Source organism: Bacillus sp. SRB_331, from assembly GCF_003264175.1.
Lineage (GTDB): Bacteria > Bacillota > Bacilli > Bacillales > Bacillaceae_G > Bacillus_A > Bacillus_A mycoides.
The window spans coordinates 451410-472176 of sequence record NZ_NADV01000011.1; the positions used below are offsets into that span (position 1 = coordinate 451410).

At 36.6% G+C, this 20767-nt stretch carries 23 protein-coding genes and 1 pseudogene; 20 read left to right on the forward strand and 4 right to left on the reverse strand.

Going from position 1 to position 20767, the window contains the following annotated elements; genetic code table 11:
* Positions 1-114 precede the first annotated feature (114 nt).
* Both sigK and B5P42_RS10945 read left to right on the forward strand, forming a co-directional pair.
* Positions 115-828, forward strand: coding sequence for an RNA polymerase sporulation sigma factor SigK (sigK, locus tag B5P42_RS10940; protein ID WP_000051382.1), 714 nt, complete (start codon positions 115-117; stop codon positions 826-828).
* A 291-nt stretch (positions 829-1119) separates the two neighbouring features.
* Positions 1120-1908 (forward strand): phosphatidylserine decarboxylase, encoded by a 789-nt coding sequence (locus tag B5P42_RS10945; RefSeq protein ID WP_002129166.1) that lies wholly within the window; start codon positions 1120-1122, stop codon positions 1906-1908.
* A gap of 152 nt (positions 1909-2060) precedes the next feature.
* Here B5P42_RS10945 and sda read toward each other — a convergent pair whose 3' ends face one another.
* Positions 2061-2216, reverse strand: a complete 156-nt coding sequence (gene sda / locus B5P42_RS10950) for a sporulation histidine kinase inhibitor Sda (protein ID WP_002015226.1) — start codon at positions 2214-2216, stop codon at positions 2061-2063.
* A gap of 246 nt (positions 2217-2462) precedes the next feature.
* Between sda and B5P42_RS10955 the strand changes: the two genes are divergently transcribed.
* The 8 genes from B5P42_RS10955 (at position 2463) to B5P42_RS10990 (ending at position 7595) form a co-directional block, all read left to right on the forward strand.
* Complete coding sequence (locus B5P42_RS10955) at positions 2463-2975, forward strand: YqeG family HAD IIIA-type phosphatase (RefSeq protein WP_002015225.1); 513 nt, start codon at positions 2463-2465, stop codon at positions 2973-2975.
* A 3-nt stretch (positions 2976-2978) separates the two neighbouring features.
* A complete protein-coding gene (gene yqeH, locus B5P42_RS10960) occupies positions 2979-4085 on the forward strand; it encodes a ribosome biogenesis GTPase YqeH (RefSeq protein WP_113734197.1) in 1107 nt (368 codons plus the stop codon).
* A 15-nt stretch (positions 4086-4100) separates the two neighbouring features.
* Entirely contained in the window at positions 4101-4934 is an 834-nt protein-coding gene (aroE, locus tag B5P42_RS10965; RefSeq protein ID WP_113734198.1) for a shikimate dehydrogenase, read from the forward strand.
* Positions 4935-4938: 4 nt separating this feature from the next.
* Complete coding sequence (gene yhbY, locus B5P42_RS10970; protein ID WP_002015220.1) at positions 4939-5232, forward strand: ribosome assembly RNA-binding protein YhbY; 294 nt, start codon at positions 4939-4941, stop codon at positions 5230-5232.
* Between the two features lie 135 nt (positions 5233-5367).
* On the forward strand, positions 5368-5937 hold the full coding sequence (locus B5P42_RS10975) for a nicotinate-nucleotide adenylyltransferase (RefSeq protein ID WP_002067321.1): 570 nt from the start codon (positions 5368-5370) through the stop codon (positions 5935-5937).
* Positions 5927-6496 carry a bis(5'-nucleosyl)-tetraphosphatase (symmetrical) YqeK gene (gene yqeK / locus B5P42_RS10980; RefSeq protein WP_002143180.1) on the forward strand — a complete coding sequence of 190 codons (570 nt, stop codon included), beginning with the start codon at positions 5927-5929 and terminating at the stop codon, positions 6494-6496. Before B5P42_RS10975 ends, yqeK begins: the two co-directional genes overlap by 11 nt.
* Positions 6493-6849: a ribosome silencing factor gene (gene rsfS / locus B5P42_RS10985; RefSeq protein WP_000653209.1), complete on the forward strand. Its 357-nt coding sequence runs from the start codon at positions 6493-6495 to the stop codon at positions 6847-6849. The genes yqeK and rsfS overlap by 4 nt, the downstream gene beginning before the upstream one ends.
* Positions 6846-7595: a class I SAM-dependent DNA methyltransferase gene (locus tag B5P42_RS10990; protein WP_002088700.1), complete on the forward strand. Its 750-nt coding sequence runs from the start codon at positions 6846-6848 to the stop codon at positions 7593-7595. Before rsfS ends, B5P42_RS10990 begins: the two co-directional genes overlap by 4 nt.
* 172 nt (positions 7596-7767) lie before the next feature.
* On the opposite strand, the gene comER is transcribed toward B5P42_RS10990, so the two are convergent.
* Positions 7768-8595, reverse strand: a complete 828-nt coding sequence (comER, locus tag B5P42_RS10995; RefSeq protein ID WP_113734199.1) for a late competence protein ComER — start codon at positions 8593-8595, stop codon at positions 7768-7770.
* Positions 8596-8672: 77 nt separating this feature from the next.
* Between comER and B5P42_RS11000 the strand changes: the two genes are divergently transcribed.
* The 3 genes and pseudogenes from B5P42_RS11000 (at position 8673) to B5P42_RS11010 (ending at position 12230) form a co-directional block, all read left to right on the forward strand.
* A complete protein-coding gene (locus B5P42_RS11000; RefSeq protein ID WP_113734200.1) occupies positions 8673-9272 on the forward strand; it encodes a helix-hairpin-helix domain-containing protein in 600 nt (199 codons plus the stop codon).
* A gap of 63 nt (positions 9273-9335) precedes the next feature.
* Positions 9336-9893 (forward strand): ComE operon protein 2, encoded by a 558-nt coding sequence (locus tag B5P42_RS11005; protein ID WP_113734201.1) that lies wholly within the window; start codon positions 9336-9338, stop codon positions 9891-9893.
* Positions 9894-9907: 14 nt separating this feature from the next.
* Positions 9908-12230: pseudogene (locus tag B5P42_RS11010) on the forward strand (DNA internalization-related competence protein ComEC/Rec2).
* Positions 12231-12261: 31 nt separating this feature from the next.
* Here the strand turns inward: B5P42_RS11010 and B5P42_RS11015 are convergent.
* Positions 12262-12396, reverse strand: a complete 135-nt coding sequence (locus tag B5P42_RS11015; protein ID WP_000997609.1) for a YqzM family protein — start codon at positions 12394-12396, stop codon at positions 12262-12264.
* A gap of 348 nt (positions 12397-12744) precedes the next feature.
* On the opposite strand from B5P42_RS11015, the gene holA reads away from it, so the two are divergent.
* Positions 12745-13755, forward strand: a complete 1011-nt coding sequence (gene holA / locus B5P42_RS11020; RefSeq protein WP_002034073.1) for a DNA polymerase III subunit delta — start codon at positions 12745-12747, stop codon at positions 13753-13755.
* An 84-nt stretch (positions 13756-13839) separates the two neighbouring features.
* Here the strand turns inward: holA and rpsT are convergent, their stop codons facing one another.
* A complete protein-coding gene (rpsT, locus tag B5P42_RS11025) occupies positions 13840-14097 on the reverse strand; it encodes a 30S ribosomal protein S20 (RefSeq protein ID WP_002088694.1) in 258 nt (85 codons plus the stop codon).
* Between the two features lie 180 nt (positions 14098-14277).
* Here rpsT and gpr point away from each other — a divergent pair, with 180 nt between their 5' ends.
* The 6 genes from gpr (at position 14278) to hrcA (ending at position 20680) form a co-directional block, all read left to right on the forward strand.
* Positions 14278-15381: a GPR endopeptidase gene (gene gpr / locus B5P42_RS11030; protein ID WP_002088693.1), complete on the forward strand. Its 1104-nt coding sequence runs from the start codon at positions 14278-14280 to the stop codon at positions 15379-15381.
* Positions 15381-15743 carry a DUF3679 domain-containing protein gene (locus tag B5P42_RS11035; protein WP_063607626.1) on the forward strand — a complete coding sequence of 121 codons (363 nt, stop codon included), beginning with the start codon at positions 15381-15383 and terminating at the stop codon, positions 15741-15743. Before gpr ends, B5P42_RS11035 begins: the two co-directional genes overlap by 1 nt.
* 208 nt (positions 15744-15951) lie before the next feature.
* Positions 15952-17775 carry an elongation factor 4 gene (lepA, locus tag B5P42_RS11040; RefSeq protein ID WP_002034072.1) on the forward strand — a complete coding sequence of 608 codons (1824 nt, stop codon included), beginning with the start codon at positions 15952-15954 and terminating at the stop codon, positions 17773-17775.
* A gap of 189 nt (positions 17776-17964) precedes the next feature.
* Positions 17965-18339 (forward strand): winged helix-turn-helix transcriptional regulator, encoded by a 375-nt coding sequence (locus tag B5P42_RS11045; RefSeq protein WP_113734202.1) that lies wholly within the window; start codon positions 17965-17967, stop codon positions 18337-18339.
* Between the two features lie 51 nt (positions 18340-18390).
* Positions 18391-19530, forward strand: coding sequence for a radical SAM family heme chaperone HemW (gene hemW, locus B5P42_RS11050; protein ID WP_113734203.1), 1140 nt, complete (start codon positions 18391-18393; stop codon positions 19528-19530).
* Positions 19531-19663: 133 nt separating this feature from the next.
* Complete coding sequence (hrcA, locus tag B5P42_RS11055) at positions 19664-20680, forward strand: heat-inducible transcriptional repressor HrcA (protein ID WP_002015201.1); 1017 nt, start codon at positions 19664-19666, stop codon at positions 20678-20680.
* Positions 20681-20767 lie beyond the last annotated feature (87 nt).

The following is a 20767-nucleotide window of genomic DNA, read 5'->3' on the forward strand; positions in this document are numbered from 1 at the left end:
GTGGTTTAAGAATGCCATTAAGTTAAGAGTTCCATATTTACATCGTACAGACACAAACAACCTCATGCCCACATACACATAGTAAAGACCACTATTTTGGCGGAGGTGAAAGGTTTGAGTCTATTCGCCGCAATTGGATATATGGTTCGAGAAGTGTTTGTATTTGTTTCTTATGTGAAGAACAATGCGTTCCCGCAGCCGTTATCATCAGATGATGAGAGAAAGTACTTAGAGTTAATGGAGCAAGGTGATGCTCAAGCGAGAAATCTTTTAATTGAACATAATTTACGGCTTGTAGCTCATATTGTTAAGAAATTCGAAAACACCGGTGAAGATGCAGAAGATTTAATTTCAATTGGTACCATTGGGCTTATTAAAGCGATTGAAAGCTATTCAGCAGGGAAAGGAACTAAGCTTGCAACATATGCAGCACGCTGTATCGAAAATGAAATTTTGATGCATTTACGTGTGCTGAAGAAAACGAAAAAAGACGTTTCACTTCATGATCCGATTGGGCAAGATAAAGAGGGTAATGAAATATCGCTTATTGATATATTAAAATCAGAATCTGAAGATGTAATTGATATGATTCAGCTTAGTATGGAGTTAGAAAAAATTAAAGAGTATATCGATATTTTGGACGAACGAGAGAAAGAAGTAATTGTGAAGCGTTTTGGACTTGGGCTTGATAAAGAGAAAACACAGAGGGAGATTGCGAAGGCACTCGGTATTTCAAGAAGCTACGTATCGCGAATTGAAAAGCGTGCTTTAATGAAAATGTTCCATGAATTTGTGCGGGCTGAGAAAGAGAAAAAAGCAAAAGAATAATGTGTATTGTAAGCAGCTACACTTTAAAAGTGGCTGCTTTTCTTTCGGGAAAACGGAAAGAAAACGAGCTGTTCTAAGAAGAAATACATGTTCACTGTTGAAAATGGCGGGTTCTATCTGTAATATTAGAAGGTGCTAAACAATTTAAGAATAAAAATTATACTTAGTTTTTCTTCGTGTATAACGAGACGGCTCCATTCTATATGTGGGAATAAGAACCAATTTTACATATGATATAGAGAGAAAAGAAGGGGAAACTAAAGTTATAGGCTGATTAGGAGGTTTCGTAATTTGCGACGGACATTATATCGACTTATGATCGAACTTACAAATGGTCGTTTTACTTCTTATATATTACGTAAATTTGCACAATCTCGTTTGAGCTCTATCATTATTCCATCGTATGTGAAAGTTTTTCAAATTAATCAAGATGAGATGGAAAAGGGTTTGAAGGAATATGGAACATTGCATGATTTATTTACACGTAGGCTAAAAGAAGGAAAGCGTAGTATTGATACTGATGCATCGAGTATCGTTAGTCCTGTTGATGGTGTTTTTGCTGATCAAGGTCCTATTGAGGATACAAAAACATTCGATATAAAAGGAAAGCGTTATTCAATTGTGGATATGCTAGGTAATGAAGAGCGTGCAAAGCGATATGCAGGCGGTACATATATGGTGATTTATTTGAGTCCAAGTCATTATCATCGTATTCATAGCCCGCTTTCTGGCTCTGTGACTGAAAGATTTGTACTCGGTAGAAAATCATATCCGGTAAATGCAGCGGGTATGGAGTATGGGAAAGAACCATTGTCAAAAAATTATCGCTCTGTTACAGAAGTAAATAGTGACGGCGAACATATGGCACTTGTAAAAGTAGGTGCTATGTTTGTTAATAGTATCGAGCTCCTTCATGAAAGAAGTACTGTTCAAAAAGGTGAAGAGATGGCATACTTTACATTTGGCTCAACAGTTGTTTTATTATTTGAAAAAGATATGATTAAAGCAGTGCAGGAATTGACAAGTGGGCAAGAGCTGCGTCTTGGTGAAAAAATTGCAACCCGAGTATCTCATAAGTAAAGAAAAGGTTTTATAATATACTTATGAAGCTCTAATTAAGAAATGTGGACAAAGATGCTTAATGAAGAAATCCCCTAGATGGGAGTACTTGTTTATTCGAGAGCCATCGCAGGATGGCTCTTTTTACAGGTCAATCAGCAATCTATATGTACTCAAGAAGATTTGACGAGCTTGTCCTCTAACGAGCGTCTAATAATTTCTTGTTTTATAAGTAAAATGAAGTCGGGATTTAATTTTAGTTCTTTTGCTTTATAATAAGACTCAGTGAGTAAATCAGTAGATAACTGTTCCATGTGTTTTGTTTTCAAGGTGAGTCACCTCCTAATAATATAAGGATTGATTCGTTGTTGCATTTAATGTACCAAAAAAACATGACAGTCACAAACAAGAGGTTATCCACATAACTCAGTGGATAAAATGTGAATAGATTGTTAGTAAATTCCAAATTGACTGAAAAATTAACGTGGAAAGTGTGTACAAGTTTATCCACAGGTTATCTATCGAAAAATGTTGTCGAAAAATTTTATGGAAAATCCTCAAAGAGGTGAAAGAAATTGAAGTTATTTTTACCAAATGAATATGTGAAAAATATATATCATATTCAACCAGAAGATTTGAAAAAACGTGGAATTAAAGGAGTTATTACTGATTTAGATAACACTTTAATTGAATGGGATCGTCCAAACGCAACGCCACAGCTTGAAGAGTGGTTTTTGAAAATGAAAGAAAATGATATTCAAGTAACGGTCGTTTCAAATAACAACGAGCAACGCGTTAAAGACTTCGCTGACCCATTAGGTATTCCGTTTATTCATAGTGCGCGCAAACCGTTTGTTCGCGCATTTAAGCGTGCTATACATGAGATGCACCTGCAGCCAGATGAAGTTGTAGTAATTGGAGATCAGTTACTAACGGATGTGCTCGGCGGGAATCGTGTGGGACTTCATACAATTTTAGTTGTACCGGTAGCGCAAACGGATGGATTGGTGACACGATTTAATCGGAAAATTGAACGAAGAATTATGAGAAACATGAAGAAAAAAGGCTTAATTAACTGGGAGGAATAAAGTTTGACTGAAACAATTAAATGTATTGGTTGCGGTGTAGAAATTCAAACAGAAAATAAAAATGAAGTAGGATACGCTCCTGTATCATCTTTAGAAAAAGAACAAGTAATTTGCCAACGTTGTTTTCGTTTGAAACATTATAACGAAATTCAAGATGTATCTTTAACAGATGATGATTTCCTTCGTATTTTGAACGGAATTGGACAATCAGACGCACTAGTGGTTAAAATCGTAGATATTTTCGATTTCAATGGTAGCTGGTTACCGGGCTTACATCGTTTTGTAGGGAACAATAAAGTATTACTTGTAGGGAATAAGGCTGACTTAATTCCAAAGTCAGTTAAGCATGATAAAGTAAAACATTGGATGCGCTATAGTGCAAAGCAACTTGGTTTAAAACCAGAAGATGTCTTTTTAATTAGTGCAGCTAAAGGACAAGGAATCGCTGAACTTGCTGATGCAATTGAGCATTACCGCGAAGGTAAAGATGTTTATGTTGTTGGATGTACGAATGTTGGTAAATCAACATTTATTAATCGTATGATTAAAGAGTTTAGTGATGAGACTGAGAATGTAATTACAACATCACATTTCCCAGGAACAACGCTTGATTTAATTGATATCCCATTAGACGAAACGTCATCTTTATACGATACACCAGGTATTATTAATCATCATCAAATGGCGCATTATGTTGGGAAACAAAGCTTAAAGCTTATTACACCGACTACAGAAGTTAAGCCAATGGTATTCCAATTAAATGAAGAACAAACATTATTCTTTGGTGGATTAGCACGATTTGATTATGTAAGTGGGGGCCGTCGTGCATTCACTTGTCATTTCTCAAACCGTTTAACAATCCATCGTACAAAGCTTGAAAAGGCTGATGAATTGTACGAAAAACACGCTGGAGAATTATTGAATCCACCGACACCAGAAGAATTAGAAAATATACCTAAGTTTGTGAAATATGAATTTAATATTCGTGAGCCGAAAACGGATGTTGTATTCTCTGGATTGGGCTGGGTTACTGTAAATGAATCAGGAGCGAAAATTGTTGCTCATGTACCAAAAGGAGTAAGTGTTTCATTACGTAAATCTTTAATTTAATATGGAGAGGGATTTATGAAACAATTATATGGTGTAATCGGAAATCCAATTGGACATTCATTATCACCCGTTATGCATAACGATGCATTTGAACACTTGAATATGGATGCCCATTATCATGCGTTTCTTGTAGAAGAAGAAGCGCTAGGGGAAGCAGTAAAAGGTTTGAAAGCATTAGGTATTTCAGGATTTAATGTAACGACTCCGCACAAAGTTGCAATTATGGAGTACTTGGATGAGATTGCCCCGTTAGCAAGGCAAATCGGTGCGGTAAATACAGTAGTTCATCGAGATGGAAAATTGATTGGGTATAATACAGATGGAATTGGTTTTGTTCGTGCCCTGCAGTCAATTAGTGAAGATCCACTTCAAGAGAAACGTATTTTATTAATCGGTGCAGGTGGTGCTAGCCGAGCTATTTACTTCTCGCTTGCCGATGTAGGTGTGAAAGAAATTGATATTGCTAATCGTACGAGAGATAAGGCGAAAAACCTTATCTCTGGGTGCATGGCAAATGTTAATTCGTATGCTCTATCGTTAGAATGTGCAGCAGAAAATCAAGGGGAATATGATATTATCATCCAAACAACAACGATAGGTATGCATCCACATGTTGAGTATACGCCGCTGGAAATTCGTTCATTGAAACAAGGAACGATTGTTTCTGATATTATTTATAATCCATTTGAGACGAAAATTTTAGGCGATGCGAAAGAACAAGGTGCAATAATTCAAAATGGAATCGATATGTTCGTTTATCAAGGTGCACTTGCGTTTGAAATGTGGACAGGGTGTGTGCCGAATATTGATAGAATGAAACAATTAGTAATGAGAGAGCTTGGAGGCTAATTATATGTTAACAGGAAAACAAAAAAGATTTTTACGTGCAAAGGCACATCATTTAACACCGATTTTTCAAGTTGGAAAAGGTGGCGTGAATGAAAATATGGTGAAACAAATTGGAGAAGCATTAGAAGTTCGTGAACTATTTAAAGTGAGCGTATTACAAAACTGTGAATTTGATCGTAGTGAAGTTGCAGAAGAGCTTGCACAAGGTGCACGAGCTGAAATCGTTCAAGTAATCGGAAGCACAATTGTTTTATACAAAGAATCAAGAGAAAATAAGCAGATTAAGCTTCCTCGATAAAAGATATACGTGAGTTATTTCGTAATGGACGCTTGATATGTAGAAAGCGAAACCAATTGAACTTTTATTAACAGTGGGCTCTCTTCGAATTTGTATGGGGAGAGTTGCTGTATGTAAAAGGAAGGGGCGTTTCTTTTGAGAAAAATTGGCATTATTGGTGGCACGTTTGATCCACCTCATAATGGACATTTGTTAATTGCAAATGAAGTGTATCATGCTTTAGGGTTGGAAGAGGTATGGTTTTTGCCGAATCAAATTCCACCGCACAAGCAAGGACGTAACATTACGAGTGTGAAAAGTCGATTAAACATGCTGCAAATAGCGATTGAGGAAGAAGCATACTTTTCAATTTGTTTAGAAGAGCTAGACAGAGAAGGCCCATCTTATACGTACGATACTATGGTACAATTAACGGAGAAGTATCCGGATGTGCAGTTTCACTTTATTATTGGCGGAGACATGGTTGAGTATTTGCCGAAGTGGTATAACATTGAAAAGTTACTTAAGCTTGTGACTTTCGTTGGAGTTGCAAGACCAGGTTATACATTACATACGCCTTATGATATCGTAAAAGTGGAAATTCCAGAGTTTGCAGTTTCTTCTTCTCTGTTACGTGAGAGATATATGACGAAGAAAACGTGCAAATATTTACTCCCCGAAAAAGTACAGGTATATATCGAGAGGAATGGGTTGTATGAATCGTGAGGAAGCACTTAGTATTGTCAAACAACAAATGCATGAAAAACGTTATATACACACGGTTGGTGTAATGGAAACAGCGATTGAACTTGCCCGATTATATGGTGTAGATGAGAAAAAGGCAGAGACGGCTGCTATATTTCACGATTATGCAAAATGTAGAGCGATTCCAGAAATGGAAGAGATTATTAAGAGAGAAGCTTTGCCAAAGGATCTACTGCACTATAACAAAGAGTTATGGCATGCACCTGTTGGGGCATACTTAGTAGAAAAAGAAGTAGGCATTACTGATCCTGAAATTCTACAAGCTATTACATATCATACAAGTGGTCATGAAAAAATGACAATGTTAGATAAAGTTATTTATGTAGCAGATTACATTGAACCAGGACGTAAGTTTCCTGGTGTGGAAGAAGCGAGGAAACTCGCATATAAAGATATAAATCAAGCTTTACTGTTTGCTTTAAAGCGAACAATTCAATTTTTAATGGAAAAAGATCAAACGATTTATCCATTAACATTCCAAACATACAATGAAGTTATCAAGGAGGAAATTAATAAATGAAAGATAAAGAGTTATTAGTATTAGCGGCAAAAGCAGCTGATGATAAGAGAGCAGAAGATATGGTTGTACTAAATATGCAAGGTATTTCACCGATTGCAGACTATTTTATTATTTGTCACGGAAATTCAGACAAGCAAGTACAAGCAATTGCACGTGAAATTAAAGCGAAGGCACATGAGTTCGAAATTAACGTACAACGTATGGAAGGCTTTGATGAAGCACGTTGGGTTTTAGTAGACCTTGGTGATGTGGTTGCTCATGTATTCCATAAAGATGAGCGTAATCACTATAATTTAGAGCGTCTATGGGGCGATGTGCCGCGTGAAGATATTGCAGATGAGCTAGATCAATGAAATACGAACAATTTGCTTTGCTGTATGACGAACTGATGAATGATGTCCCTTATGATAAATGGGTGGAATTCACAGAGGAAAGTTTACAACAGGCATCTATGAAAGAGGCAAGAATCCTTGACGTAGCATGTGGAACTGGTAACGTAACACTTCCGCTTGTGCGAAAAGGTTATGACTTAATTGGTGTAGATCTTTCGGAAGAAATGTTAACTGTCGCGCAGCAAAAATTGGGGGGAGAAGGCTATTTTATTCCTTTTTACCAACAAGACATGAGAGAGCTCGATGTTCCTGGTGAATTTGATTGTGTGACAATCTTTTGTGACTCATTAAATTACGTATTGCAAGAAGATGGAGTGCAAGAAACATTTAGAAGAGTTTTCCACCATTTACGTCAGGATGGCTTGTTTTTATTCGATGTACACTCTTTATATAAAATACATCACGTATTTCAAAATGAAACATATACAGTGAACGGCGAAGAAATATCACTTATTTGGAACTGCTTCCCTGGAGAAGAATCAGATAGTGTGGAACATGATTTGACATTCTTTGTACAAGATTCAGAAGAAGATGTGTATCATCGTTTTGACGAATGTCACGTGCAACGTGCGTATTCGGTTGAAGTGTTAACAAAATGGCTTGAAGAAGCTGGGTTTACAGTGCTTCGCGTCACAGGTGACTTTGAACGAATTGAAGTGACAGAACAAACAGAGCGCATCTTTTTTATGGCGAAGAAGAATGGATAAAAGAAAAGCAACCGATAAGGTTGCTTTTGTTTTATAGAAAAGATGTAGTTTTAGTTCTAGAAAAATAAAAAGATGATATGTGTAAAGTGTAAAAATGCTAGTTTTAGTGAAAATGTAGCATGAAAAAGATAAGTATTAATAAAAAGGGTTTGGGATTACGATGGCGTATTTATTATGTGTGTTTATTGAATTGCTGCTCAACGCATTTTAAATCTTCATCAAATTTCTCATGTGTCCGTTCGATTAATTTATGAAACATATCCCCAACGTGCTCTTCTAAAATACGAATACCTTCTCCTGTAACACCGCCTTTAACGCATACCTTTTCTTGTAAAGTAGGTAATGTGAAAATTTCTTTTTCGAGTAATTTCCCCATTCCAATGACCATTTCACTTACTAAAGTAGTGGCTTCTTCATGTGTAATATTTGTTTTATCTACAGCAGCGTTAATGAAACATTGTAATAAATAACTAAAAAAAGCAGGGCCGCAGCTTGCTATATCAGATGAAACGCGCGTTATATCTTCTTCTATAACAAGGGGAGTAGAAATGTTTTTGAATAGACGAAGTAGTTTTTGTTGCCATTCTTCAGAGCAGTTATTTCCAAATGTAAATAGTGATGCGCCGGATAAGGCGCGGTTTGTGATGCTTGGAATGATACGAGCGACGTGGCAAGGTATAAGTGTTTCTAATTGTGATGGAGATATGGGGCTTGTGATAGAAACTAAGCAATCTTCGTCTGAAAAATGGTCAGCGTATTTTTTTAGAATAGGGTATATGTCTATCGGTTTTACGCAAATGAAAATAAGCTGGGATTGTTCGATTACCTCTTGGATTGTTTTGGCTATATGAACAGAAGGGTATTTTTCTTTTATATGATATGCTTTGGCAGGCGTCCGATTAATAATAGTAAGGCACGAAGGTTTGACAGCACGGGTTTCTAAAAATGCATCGATTAGTATACTCCCCATGTTCCCTGTCCCTATAATTCCTATGTTCAATGTTTCATCCCTCCTTCGTAACAGCTTTCTCCTAAACAATATGAATGATGTTATAAATTTATGATTAGAGGTGTAAAATGATCTGGGATTTTCCGAAAAAATGGTTGGGATTAGTGGTTATTATTGGCACTTTGATTTTTCTTTTTTTCTGGAAAACGAATCAGCAAACAGAGCGATCGCTCATTACAACGGAAGTTCAAGTAAAAGATGTGGAGAAAAAAAGTAAACCGAAAGTATTGGATACAAAGGAGCAGAAAAAAATAATTATAATTGATGTGAAAGGGGCGGTTTTTAAAGAGGGTGTGTATGAAATGAAGGAAGGGGACCGGGTGAAGGAGGCGGTTGAAAAAGCTGGTGGTTTGTTGCCGGATGCAGATGTGAAGAAAGTGAATTTGGCGCAAATGGTCCAAGACCAAATGCTTCTGTATGTTCCTAACAAGAATGAGCCAGTGCAAGAAGGGGCTACTTTTTCAAAAAGCGAGGGTAAAGTGCAAATAAATACAGCTTCTAAAGAGCAACTTGAAAAAATAACAGGCATTGGTTCTCGGAAAGCGGAAAGTATTTTGAAATACCGAGAAGAACATGGTCCGTTTCAGAAAATAGAAGATTTATTAGAAATTGATGGGATTGGTGCGAAGTCTTTAGAGAAAATAAAAGATCAAATTATTATTCCATAAAAGATTGACGAAGTTTTTCTTTTTTCGCTACACTACAAGTAGACAAAAAAGAAGGTGAAAAATATGGAACGAATTTCATGGGATCAATATTTTATGACGCAAAGCCATCTACTATCTTTACGTAGTACATGTACAAGGCTTGCGGTAGGAGCGACAATCGTTCGTGATAAACGAATTATTGCTGGTGGATATAACGGTTCAATTAAAGGTGGTGTGCATTGTATAGACGATGGTTGCTATGTCATTGATAATCATTGCGTTCGTACAATTCATGCTGAAATGAATGCTTTATTGCAATGTGCGAAATTTGGTGCAAAAACAGAGGAAGCGGAAATTTATGTCACACATTTTCCTTGTTTGCAGTGCTGTAAGGCGATTATTCAAAGTGGTGTTACAGCGGTTTATTATGCACAGGACTATAAAAATCATCCGTATGCCGTAGAGTTATTTGAACAAGCGAGTGTAACAGTAAAGCACGTTCCGCTAGAATACGATATTACATCGCTAGAGGAAAAAGAGCGTCATTTACAGCTAAAGGAATTATTCGCAGCTTTAGAAAAAGATAATTTATCAATGGAAGAATTACAGCGTGTATTCACTAAAGCGAAAATGATGCTATAAGGAGTGAGTATGAGTTGAATGGGCAATGGGGCTATGTTGCAATCTCGTTTATAATTGGGATTGCAATTACCTTTTCCGCATCGCATTTGTTGGCTGCTTGTTGTTTCGTTTGTTATGTTTTATTTTGTTTATATCGTACTTCGCGTAAAACCTTCATATTTTGTATAATAGCGTGTTTTAGTGGCGTTATGTACACCACGTATGTTCAGAGTCTAAATAAGCCGCTAGGGGATTCCTATGAAGTTACACGAGGGGTCGTGCAAAATACACCTCTAATTAATGGGGATCGTCTCTCTTTTCAAATTGAAGATCAGAATAAAAACTTAGTGCAGTTAAATTATAAAATACAATCTGCTTCGGAAAAGAAGCAGTTGCAACAATTACATGCAGGTATATCGTGTACATTTAAAGGGGAGGTGAAAGAACCACAAACTGCCCGGAATTTTCATGTTTTTGATTATCGTAATTATTTATATCAGCAAAAAATACATTTTATATTTGATGTGACATACATTTCTGAATGTCACAAAACATCGTTGTCACTCGTGCAATGGATTTTCCTTCTCAGGCAACAAACAATCTCGAAAGTTACAGAAATGTTCCCGGAACAATCAGGTGCATTTATGAACGCATTATTATTTGGAGATCGACAACAAATGACGTTTGAAGTAGAAGAGCAATATCAACAATTTGGTCTTATACATTTGTTAGCAATTTCAGGATCGCATATCGTATTATTAATGGTTATAATGTATTTTGTTTTGCTAAGAAGTGGTGTGACGAAAGAGATAGCAACAGTATGTCTTATAGTTTGCATTCCTCTGTATATGATCATAGCTGGGGCGTCGCCATCTGTTGTGAGGGCTTCTATAACAGGAGTTTTATTATTGGTAGCTTTCATATGCTCTGTTCGCTTATCTAGTCTAGACGCCTTAAGTATAACGGCTATATGTATGCTTATATACGATCCGTATCTTATTTTCAACATTGGATTTCAATTTTCATTTGTAGGTAGTTTTTCTTTACTACTATCTGCGCCGATATTATTAGGGCGTAGTAATGAGATAGTTCGAAATTCTATTTACATTTCTATAATTTCACAGCTCGCTAGTACCCCCATCTTGTTATATCATTTTGGTTATTTTTCTCCTTATAGCATTTTCCTCAATCTTATATATGTTCCTTTTCTATCCATTATTGTATTGCCGTGTAGCATCATTATTCTTATATGTATGCCGGTTATTCCATTTTTCGCAAAAGGAATTGCATATGTACTTTCACTATGTTTAACCATTTCTAATGATTTTCTAAGTTACTGTGAAAGTTTCCCTTTCATCCGACTTACTTTTGGTAAAACTCCTTTATTTCTTGTGGCTATATATTGTTTTAGTATCGTTAGTATATTTGTGATTTGGGAAAGGGTAATAACGAAAAAAATTTTGTGCATAGTTGTGGGTGTGTTTCTTTTTATTAGTACTTGTCATTATGTATATCCATATTTTCGCGAAAGTGGGAGTGTTACATTTCTTGATGTTGGACAGGGAGATGCGATATTAATTCGTCTTCCATACGATAAAGAGGTTTATCTTATTGATACAGGAGGAGCCCTTTCTGTCAAGAAGGAAGCGTGGCAACAGAAAAAGCATGAATTTTCTGTTGGGCATGATATTCTTGTTCCTTTTTTACAAAAAGAAGGTATAAAAACGATTGATAAATTAATTGTAACGCACGGAGATGCGGATCATATAGGTGCTGCGCTGGATTTGCTGTCATCTATTATTGTAAAAGAAGTTGTATTTGGGAGAAAGGAACAAGATGCTGTATTGGAAAAAAGTGGTGAAGAAAAAGGCGTTAGAAAAGAGCATGAAGATAAGTGTAGTAGGAGAAGGGGAAGGTTGGAGGGTAAATGAAGCGGAATTTTTCGTATTAGCTCCAAAGGGGAAAGAAAAGGGAGAAAATGACTCTTCGATTGTACTATGGGCCAGACTAGGGGGACTAACATGGCTATTTACGGGTGATCTAGAAGAAGAAGGAGAAAAGTTTATAGTATCAACATATCCTGATTTGCGGGCTAATATTTTAAAAGTTGCCCACCATGGGAGTAAAACATCGTCTACAGATCCATTTTTAAGCCTTGTACAGCCTGCTGTAGCGATTATTTCTGTGGGGGAGCGTAATAGGTATGGGCACCCGCATAAGGAAGTTATAGAGCGTTTTAAGAAGATGGGTATTGATATATGGCGTACGGATAAGCAAGGTGCTATTTCCTATGTTTTTAATGGAGAAAAAGGAACCTTTCAAAGTAAAATCACATATGATGAAACACATAGAAGATGAAAAAAAGAAGACTGCCGTTAAGCAGCAGCCTTTAAGAACCGATGAATTTAATAACAGTTGCAATAATGAAAAGTGTTGCGAAAAAACCAAATGAGACGATAAATCCTACCCCTGAATCAATAGCGTCATTGCGTTTACTTTGAACGTTTTGTTCAAAATCATTCATTTAGAATCCCTCCCCAACATTCCATTTTAGTATAAAATATTGTCAGAAAAAAATCTACAATTTCCATATGAAGTGAAATAGAGTATTTGTATACTTTTTCTAGTTAGTTAAGTAGCGTGAATTTTTCATTTCCAATCATGTTAACAGTTGGCACTTATACTAAGATTATTATTGTAAATAATAAAGGGAAGGTGATTACCGCACACCAATAAGAAATCCGGGGCTTATTGCGTGGCGTTTTATATAAATAAAGGGGCGGGTTATAAAGACCGTCCCTTTGTACTTGTAAAACAAAAGCTAGGGCATTAGTATAAATATATATTGCCAAGTTAGGGAGTAGGAAAAAATATGAGTGATATACATAAGAAGATTAAAAAGAAACAGTTCGCTCCGTTGTATGTACTGTATGGAACGGAAGCCTATTTTATAAATGAAACGATAAAGCTTATTACAACGGAAGCGCTTGAAGAGGAAGATCGAGAGTTTAATGTTGTGACATACGATTTGGAAGAAGCGTATTTAGAAGATGTAGTTGAGGATGCGCATACGCTTCCTTTTTTTGGAGAGCGTAAAGTTATATTAATAAAATCACCACTATTTTTAACGGCACAAAAAGAAAAATTAGAACAAAATATAAAAATTTTAGAAGAATATATTGGGGAGCCATCTCCTTTTTCTATTCTTGTTTTTGTTGCGCCTTATGAAAAATTAGACGAACGAAAAAAAATTACAAAACTATTAAAGAAAACAGCGGATGTAATAGAAGCAAATGCGATGCAAGTGCAGGATGTTCAGAAGTGGATTGTTTCTCGTGCGGATGAGGTGCATGTGCATATTGATAATGCAGCTGTTAGTTTATTGTTAGAGCTTGTGGGAAGTAATGTAACAATGTTGGCGAAGGAAATGGACAAGTTAACGTTATACGTCGGTATGGGCGGAGAAATTACGCCAAAACTTGTCACGGAACTTGTGCCGAAATCTGTTGAGCAAAACGTGTTTGCTTTAACAGAAAAAGTGGTGAAAAAAGATATCGCTGGTGCGATGCAAATTTTAGACGGATTATTTACACAGCAGGAAGAACCGATTAAACTGCTCGCTTTATTAGTAAGTCAGTTCCGCTTGCTACATCAAGTGAAAGAGTTGCAACAGCGTGGTTACGGACAAAATCAAATCGCGTCCCATATTGGTGTACATCCGTACCGGGTAAAGTTGGCGATGAATCAAACGAAGTTTTTCTCTTTTGAAGAATTAAAAAAAGTTATTATAGAATTGGCGGAAGCTGATTATAGTATGAAGACTGGAAAGATGGATAAGAAACTTGTGCTTGAGTTTTTCTTAATGCGGTTAAATCATATGTAGTGACACAAAAAAGTTCACGTACTTAGTACGTGAACTTTTTTGTGTATATAAAAAACGATCCGAATGGATCGTTTTTTAAACGCCTTACGCGTTTACTTGTTTCGCTAAGCGAGATTTTTGACGAGCTGCAGCGTTTTGGTGGATAAGACCTTTACGAGCTGCTTTGTCAAGTTTTTTAGAAGCAGTTTTGAAAGCTTCTTTAGCATTTTCAAGATCGTTATTAGTAACTAAAGTTTCTACAGTTTTAACAGCAGTACGCATGTCAGACTTGATAGAAGCGTTATGTGAACGACGCTCTTCGCTAAGTTTAGCGCGTTTGATAGCAGATTTGATGTTTGCCATACTTTTCACCTCCCTGGTGCAATCGAATGACTCGATTCTTACATAGAACAAGTGATATTTTATCAAACGGTGAAGAGAATTGCAATAGTATATCAATGAAATTTCACGTAAAGGAAAGAATGACCTAATATAACTTGGGGAAATCTAACGATATTTACTATGAATTACGGAGGAGATACGATGAAAGAACCATTAGATTTAAGTAAATATAGTGTTAGAACTGACCTTGCTGTAGAGGCGCACCAAATGCTACAAGAGCGCCAAGAAGAACAAAAAGGGATACAGGGAGTTATTGTAAAAGAGAGGGAAGAAGAGGGAGTTACAATTACAAAAGTAACTATTGATGAAATTGCATCTGAGTCGATGGGGAAAAAACCTGGAAGTTATTTAACTCTTGAGGTGCAAGGCATACGACAACAAGATACGGAACTTCAGCAAAAGGTAGAGCGTATTTTTGCAAAAGAATTTTCTTATTTCTTAGAAGAGGTTGGAGTTTCAAAAGAAGCGAGTTGTTTAATCGTAGGTCTTGGGAATTGGAATGTAACGCCGGATGCACTCGGACCGATAGTTGTAGAGAACGTACTGGTGACGAGACATTTGTTTAAATTGCAGCCTGAAAGTGTGGAAGAAGGGTTTAGACCTGTTAGTGCCATTCGTCCAGGGGTAATGGGAATTACAGGGATTGAAACGAGCGATGTCATTTACGGAATTATTGAGAAGACAAAACCAGACTTTGTCATCGCAATTGATGCATTAGCTGCGCGTTCTATTGAACGAGTAAATAGTACGATACAAATTTCTGATACAGGAATTCATCCAGGATCTGGTGTTGGGAATAAGCGTAAGGAACTAAGTAAAGAAACATTAGGTATTCCTGTTATCGCAATTGGTGTGCCAACTGTGGTAGATGCTGTTTCGATTACGAGTGATACAATTGATTTTATTTTGAAACATTTTGGCCGGGAACTGAAAGAAGGAAACAAACCGTCACGCTCTTTATTGCCAGCAGGTTTTACATTTGGAGAAAAGAAAAAATTAACAGAAGAAGATATGCCAGATGAAAAGAGTCGAAATATGTTTTTAGGAGCTATTGGTACGTTAGAAGAAGAAGAAAAGAGAAAGTTAATTTATGAAGTGTTATCTCCTCTTGGTCATAATTTAATGGTAACTCCAAAAGAAGTAGATGCGTTTATTGAGGATATGGCAAATGTAATAGCCAGCGGTTTAAATGCAGCGCTGCATCATCAGATTGATCAGGATAATACAGGGGCATATACACATTGATGGAAAGAGGCAGAAATAGCTTGAGTCAATTTACGCTGTTATGTATATGCGGTACAGTCTTATGTTTGCTTATGATGATAGCTGGAGTGGGACTCGCTAATCATGGTCTAAAAAGTATGAAGGGATATCGTCAGCTGTCATATGAACAAATTGCTCATATGACAGGAACAGAAGGCGCTGGGGCTGAATCGGAAATTTCGGGAGAGACGTTTTCGGCTATTGAAAAACAAAAACAGTTAGAAAGCTTAAGAAGTTTTAATGTTGTAGAAGGTATCGGTATGGCGATAGCAAGTGTTGCTCGTGATATGACAAAGTTTGGAACGGATATAGTTGTTGGGGCAATAAAAGGAATTTTTAGTTAAGGGTAGCGGGAAGGATGGTTGTCTTATGTTTGTAAGAGAGCTGTCTTTTAATTTGAAAAAGGTTTGTCTCTTATGGTTTGTTCGCATAAGATATAGATAGAGTGATTTGTATTGTAAGCAGCACGAGTTTTCATTGAATCTTTGCTGCTCTATTGATATAATCAGTGCTAGTGTATATTGGCGAGACTATTAGGAGTTGAGAACATAGATGAATAAAGAAGAAAGAGCAAAAAGACAGTCCAAAATTCGTAACTTCTCCATCATTGCTCACATTGACCACGGGAAATCAACGTTGGCAGATCGTATTTTGGAGAAAACAAACGCGTTGGCACAGCGCGAAATGAAGGCGCAATTGCTTGACTCTATGGAGTTGGAGCGTGAGCGTGGTATTACAATTAAATTAAATGCAGTACAACTAACGTATAAAGCGAAAGACGGTGAAGAGTATATTCTTCACTTAATCGATACTCCAGGACACGTCGATTTTACGTACGAAGTATCTCGTAGTTTAGCGGCTTGTGAAGGTGCAATTCTTGTAGTGGATGCAGCGCAAGGAATTGAGGCGCAAACATTAGCGAACGTATATTTAGCGCTTGATAATAATTTAGAAATCTTACCAGTTATTAATAAAATCGACTTACCAAGTGCAGACCCAGAACGCGTACGTCAAGAGGTAGAAGATGTAATTGGTTTAGATGCATCGGAAGCTGTACTTGCTTCAGCGAAAGCTGGCATTGGTATTGAAGATATTTTAGAACAAATCGTTGAAAAGGTACCAGCTCCAACAGGTGATTCAGAAGAGCCGTTACAATGTATGATTTTCGATTCTTTATATGATCCGTACCGTGGTGTAATTGCATATATCCGTGTTGTAAATGGAACGGTAAAAGTTGGCGATAAAGTACGTATGATGGCAACTGGAAAAGAATTTGAAGTAACAGAAGTAGGTGTGTTTACACCGAAAACGACGCAACGTGACGAGTTAACAGTAGGTGATGTAGGTTTCTTAGCGGCATCTATTAAAAACGTAGGTGATACACGCGTAGGTGATACGATCACACATGCGAAACGTCCGGCTGCAGAGCCGTTAAAAGGGTATCGAAAATTAAACCCAATGGTATTCTGTGGTTTATATCCAATCGATTCTGCACGTTATAACGACTTACGTGATGCGTTAGAAAAACTAGAATTGAATGATTCTGCTCTTGAATTTGAGCCTGAAACATCTCAAGCTTTAGGTTTTGGTTTCCGTTGTGGTTTCTTAGGGCTTCTTCACATGGAGATTATTCAAGAACGTATTGAACGTGAATTCAAGATTGACTTAATTACAACAGCGCCAAGTGTTATTTATAAAGTGTATTTAACAAACGGTGAAGATTTTATTGTTGATAATCCATCTAATATGCCAGATCCACAGACTATCGATCGTGTAGAAGAGCCGTTTGTGAAGGCTGCAATTATGGTTCCGAATGACTATGTTGGAGCTGTAATGGAAATTTGCCAAGGGAAACGTGGAACGTTTATTGATATGCAATATTTAGATGAAACACGTGTTACATTGACATATGAAATCCCGTTATCAGAAATCGTATATGATTTCTTCGATCAATTGAAATCAAATACGAAAGGATATGCATCATTTGACTACGAGTTAATTGGTTATAAACCATCTAAACTTGTGAAAATGGATATTCTTTTAAATAATGAACAAGTGGATGCTTTATCATTTATTGTACATCGTGATTCAGCGTATGACCGTGGTAAAGTAATTGTAGAGAAATTAAAGAAATTAATTCCAAGACAACAGTTTGAAGTGCCAATTCAGGCGACTATCGGAAATAAAGTTGTATCTCGTTCTACAATTAAGGCGATGCGTAAAAACGTACTTGCAAAATGTTACGGTGGTGACATTTCTCGTAAGCGTAAACTTCTTGATAAGCAAAAAGAAGGTAAAAAACGTATGAAGTCTGTTGGTTCTGTAGAAGTGCCGCAAGAAGCATTCATGGCTGTACTGAAAATGGATGATAACTAATGGAGTGAACTATAATTAGTGGAGATTTTTCTATTCTTCGCTAATTATTAGCCCGCACCAATCGTGATAAAAGTAGAAGCCGTTCGTTCGGCTTCTTTTTTATATGCTACTTTTTAGACATCTTATCATCTCTCATTTACAATAGTGAGAGAGCTTTTTAGTGATTGATATAGAGTTAGGAGACTATTAATGTCCGAAAATATTCGAAAAGATATTCGAGAGAAAATACAAAAAGGTAATTTTAATTGCGAAAAGGAACTGACGCTTTCTATAATTAGTGGGAAGTGGAAAGTTGTGATATTGTGGCACTTAGGTGTGGAAGGTCCGCATCGTTTTAGTGAATTGCAACGTCTGTTCCCGAGCATTTCTCATAAAGTGTTGTCAAATCAATTGAAAGAGTTAATGGAGGACGGGATTGTTGATCGAACGGTATGCCCGGAAATTCCTCCGCGTGTTGAGTACTATATGACGGAATTAGGTATGTCGCTTTTACCGATCGTTGAAATGATGTATGATTGGGGAAAAATGCGAATGGAACAAATCCGTAATACAGTAGAGAAGTAAAGAATCCTCCGGAGTGCGGAGGTTTTCTTTTTAGAAAGGTAGGAGTTATATTTGGTACAAGCTGCATATATTCATATTCCATTTTGTCAGCATATTTGTCACTATTGTGATTTTAATAAAGTATTTATTGAACGCCAACCGGTTGATCAATACTTACAATATTTAGAGAAAGAAATAATAAATACGGTTCAAAAAGTACCGTTTGAAAGTATGAAAACGATTTTTGTTGGCGGAGGAACTCCGACAGCTTTAAATATGGAGCAAACAAAAAAACTACTCGACATCATTAACCGTCGTTTGCGTCCATTTGCGCCGAATTGTGAATTAACATTTGAAGCGAATCCAGGTGATTTACCGAAAGAGAAGTTGAACGTATTGCTAGAAGGTGGAGTAAACCGAATTAGTTTTGGTGTGCAAACGTTTCGTGATGAGCTACTTGAGAAGATTGGACGCAGGCATACGAGAGAAGATGCATTCGTAGCAATTCGAGAAGCGCAGGAAGTCGGTTTTACAAATATTAATGTAGATTTAATTTATGCTCTGCCAGGACAGACGATAGAAGATGTAAAGGAAACATTAGACATTGCCTTTACGCTTGGTGTACAACATTTCTCGGCATATTCATTAATTGTGGAACCGAAAACTGTATTTTATAACTTAATGAATAAAGGGAAATTAAGACTACCAGGTGAAGATCATGAAGCGAAAATGTACGAAATGGTAATGGATGAAATGGAGAAACATGGTTATAACCAGTATGAGATTAGTAACTTCTCAAAAGGTGATAATGAAAGTAGACATAATCTCACATACTGGAATAATGAAGAGTATTATGGATTTGGAGCTGGAGCGCATAGCTATGTGAACGGGGAACGAATTCAAAATGTAGGTCCGCTCAAGCAATATTTCACTAAAATTGATGAGACAGGATTTCCATATTTAGATGTTCACACAGTGACAGAGAAAGAAAAAATGGAAGAAGAGTTGTTCTTAGGACTTCGAAAAACAAAAGGTGTTTCTAAGTTAGAATTCCAAAAGAAATTTAATGTGGAGATGGACCATGTTTTTGCAAAGCAGTTACAAAGTAATCAAGAACAAGGATTACTTGAAAACAGAGATGGACATGTTTGTTTAACGAGGAAAGGGAAACTATTAGGGAATGAAGTATTCCAGTCATTTTTGATTGATTAATTAAATGTGCCATAAGCGTGAAAAATTTTTGTTATTTCGTGACGTTTCCGTTGACAATTGAATGTCAATTTTGGTAAGTTATTAATAGATTTAGCACTCGAAGACAAAGAGTGCTAACAGAGGTGATGATGAGATGCTTACGGAACGTCAGCTCTTAATTTTACAAACAATTGTTGATGACTTTATTGGATCAGCGCAACCAGTTGGTTCGAGGACGTTGGCTAAGAAAGATGAAATTACGTTTAGTTCAGCTACTATTCGAAATGAAATGGCTGATTTAGAAGAATTAGGATTTATTGAAAAAACGCATAGTTCTTCTGGGCGTGTTCCTTCTGAAAAAGGATACCGATTTTATGTAGACCATCTTTTAGCGCCGCAAAACTTACCGACCGATGAAATTGTACAAATTAAAGATTTATTTGCTGAAAGAATTTTTGAAGCAGAAAAAATTGCACAACAATCAGCTCAAATTTTATCAGAGCTTACGAATTATACGGCCATTGTTCTTGGTCCCAAATTGAGCACAAATAAACTTAAAAATGTACAAATTGTACCGCTTGATCGTCAAACAGCAGTCGCTATTATTGTAACAGATACAGGGCATGTGCAAAGTAAAACGATTACCGTTCCGGAATCTGTTGATTTATCAGATTTAGAAAAAATGGTTAATATTTTAAATGAAAAGCTATCTGGTATACCTATGGCAGAACTTCATAATAAAATCTTTAAAGAGATTGTTACAGTCTTGCGTGGGTATGTTCATAATTACGATAGTGCAATAAAAATGTTAGATGGTACATTTCAAGTCCCTTTATCGGAAAAGATATACTTTGGAGGAAAAGCAAATATGCTTTCGCAACCAGAGTTCCATGACATTCACAAAGTAAGATCTTTGCTGACGATGATTGATAATGAGGCTGCGTTTTATGACATTTTGCGTCATAAACAAGTCGGAATTCAAGTGAAAATTGGTAGAGAAAATTCTTCTACGGCAATGGAGGATTGCAGTTTGATTTCTGCAACGTATTCGATTGGAGAAGAGCAACTTGGAACAATTGCAATTTTAGGTCCGACGAGAATGCAATACTCTCGTGTAATTAGTTTACTGCAGTTATTTACAAGACAATTTACAGACGGACTTAAAAAGTAAATGAGAGTAATACATTCGCTCAAGTGATGGAATTTTCATTGCTGTGTGTAATATATAATGCTTAGGTAATCGTGCTAAGCATGATAC

Bases quoted from the DNA above. Each gene is read 5' to 3' on its own strand.
- aroE (WP_113734198.1), top strand. From the start codon at position 4,101: ATGAAACAATTATATGGTGTAATCGGAAATCCAATTGGACATTCATTA.
- yhbY (WP_002015220.1), top strand. From the start codon at position 4,939: ATGTTAACAGGAAAACAAAAAAGATTTTTACGTGCAAAGGCACATCAT.
- yqeK (WP_002143180.1), top strand. From the start codon at position 5,927: ATGAATCGTGAGGAAGCACTTAGTATTGTCAAACAACAAATGCATGAA.
- rsfS (WP_000653209.1), top strand. From the start codon at position 6,493: ATGAAAGATAAAGAGTTATTAGTATTAGCGGCAAAAGCAGCTGATGAT.
- B5P42_RS10990 (WP_002088700.1), top strand. From the start codon at position 6,846: ATGAAATACGAACAATTTGCTTTGCTGTATGACGAACTGATGAATGAT.
- B5P42_RS11000 (WP_113734200.1), top strand. From the start codon at position 8,673: ATGATCTGGGATTTTCCGAAAAAATGGTTGGGATTAGTGGTTATTATT.
- B5P42_RS11005 (WP_113734201.1), top strand. From the start codon at position 9,336: ATGGAACGAATTTCATGGGATCAATATTTTATGACGCAAAGCCATCTA.
- B5P42_RS11015 (WP_000997609.1), bottom strand. From the start codon at position 12,396: ATGAATGATTTTGAACAAAACGTTCAAAGTAAACGCAATGACGCTATT.
- holA (WP_002034073.1), top strand. From the start codon at position 12,745: ATGAGTGATATACATAAGAAGATTAAAAAGAAACAGTTCGCTCCGTTG.
- rpsT (WP_002088694.1), bottom strand. From the start codon at position 14,097: ATGGCAAACATCAAATCTGCTATCAAACGCGCTAAACTTAGCGAAGAG.
- gpr (WP_002088693.1), top strand. From the start codon at position 14,278: ATGAAAGAACCATTAGATTTAAGTAAATATAGTGTTAGAACTGACCTT.
- B5P42_RS11035 (WP_063607626.1), top strand. From the start codon at position 15,381: ATGGAAAGAGGCAGAAATAGCTTGAGTCAATTTACGCTGTTATGTATA.
- lepA (WP_002034072.1), top strand. From the start codon at position 15,952: ATGAATAAAGAAGAAAGAGCAAAAAGACAGTCCAAAATTCGTAACTTC.
- B5P42_RS11045 (WP_113734202.1), top strand. From the start codon at position 17,965: ATGTCCGAAAATATTCGAAAAGATATTCGAGAGAAAATACAAAAAGGT.
- hrcA (WP_002015201.1), top strand. From the start codon at position 19,664: ATGCTTACGGAACGTCAGCTCTTAATTTTACAAACAATTGTTGATGAC.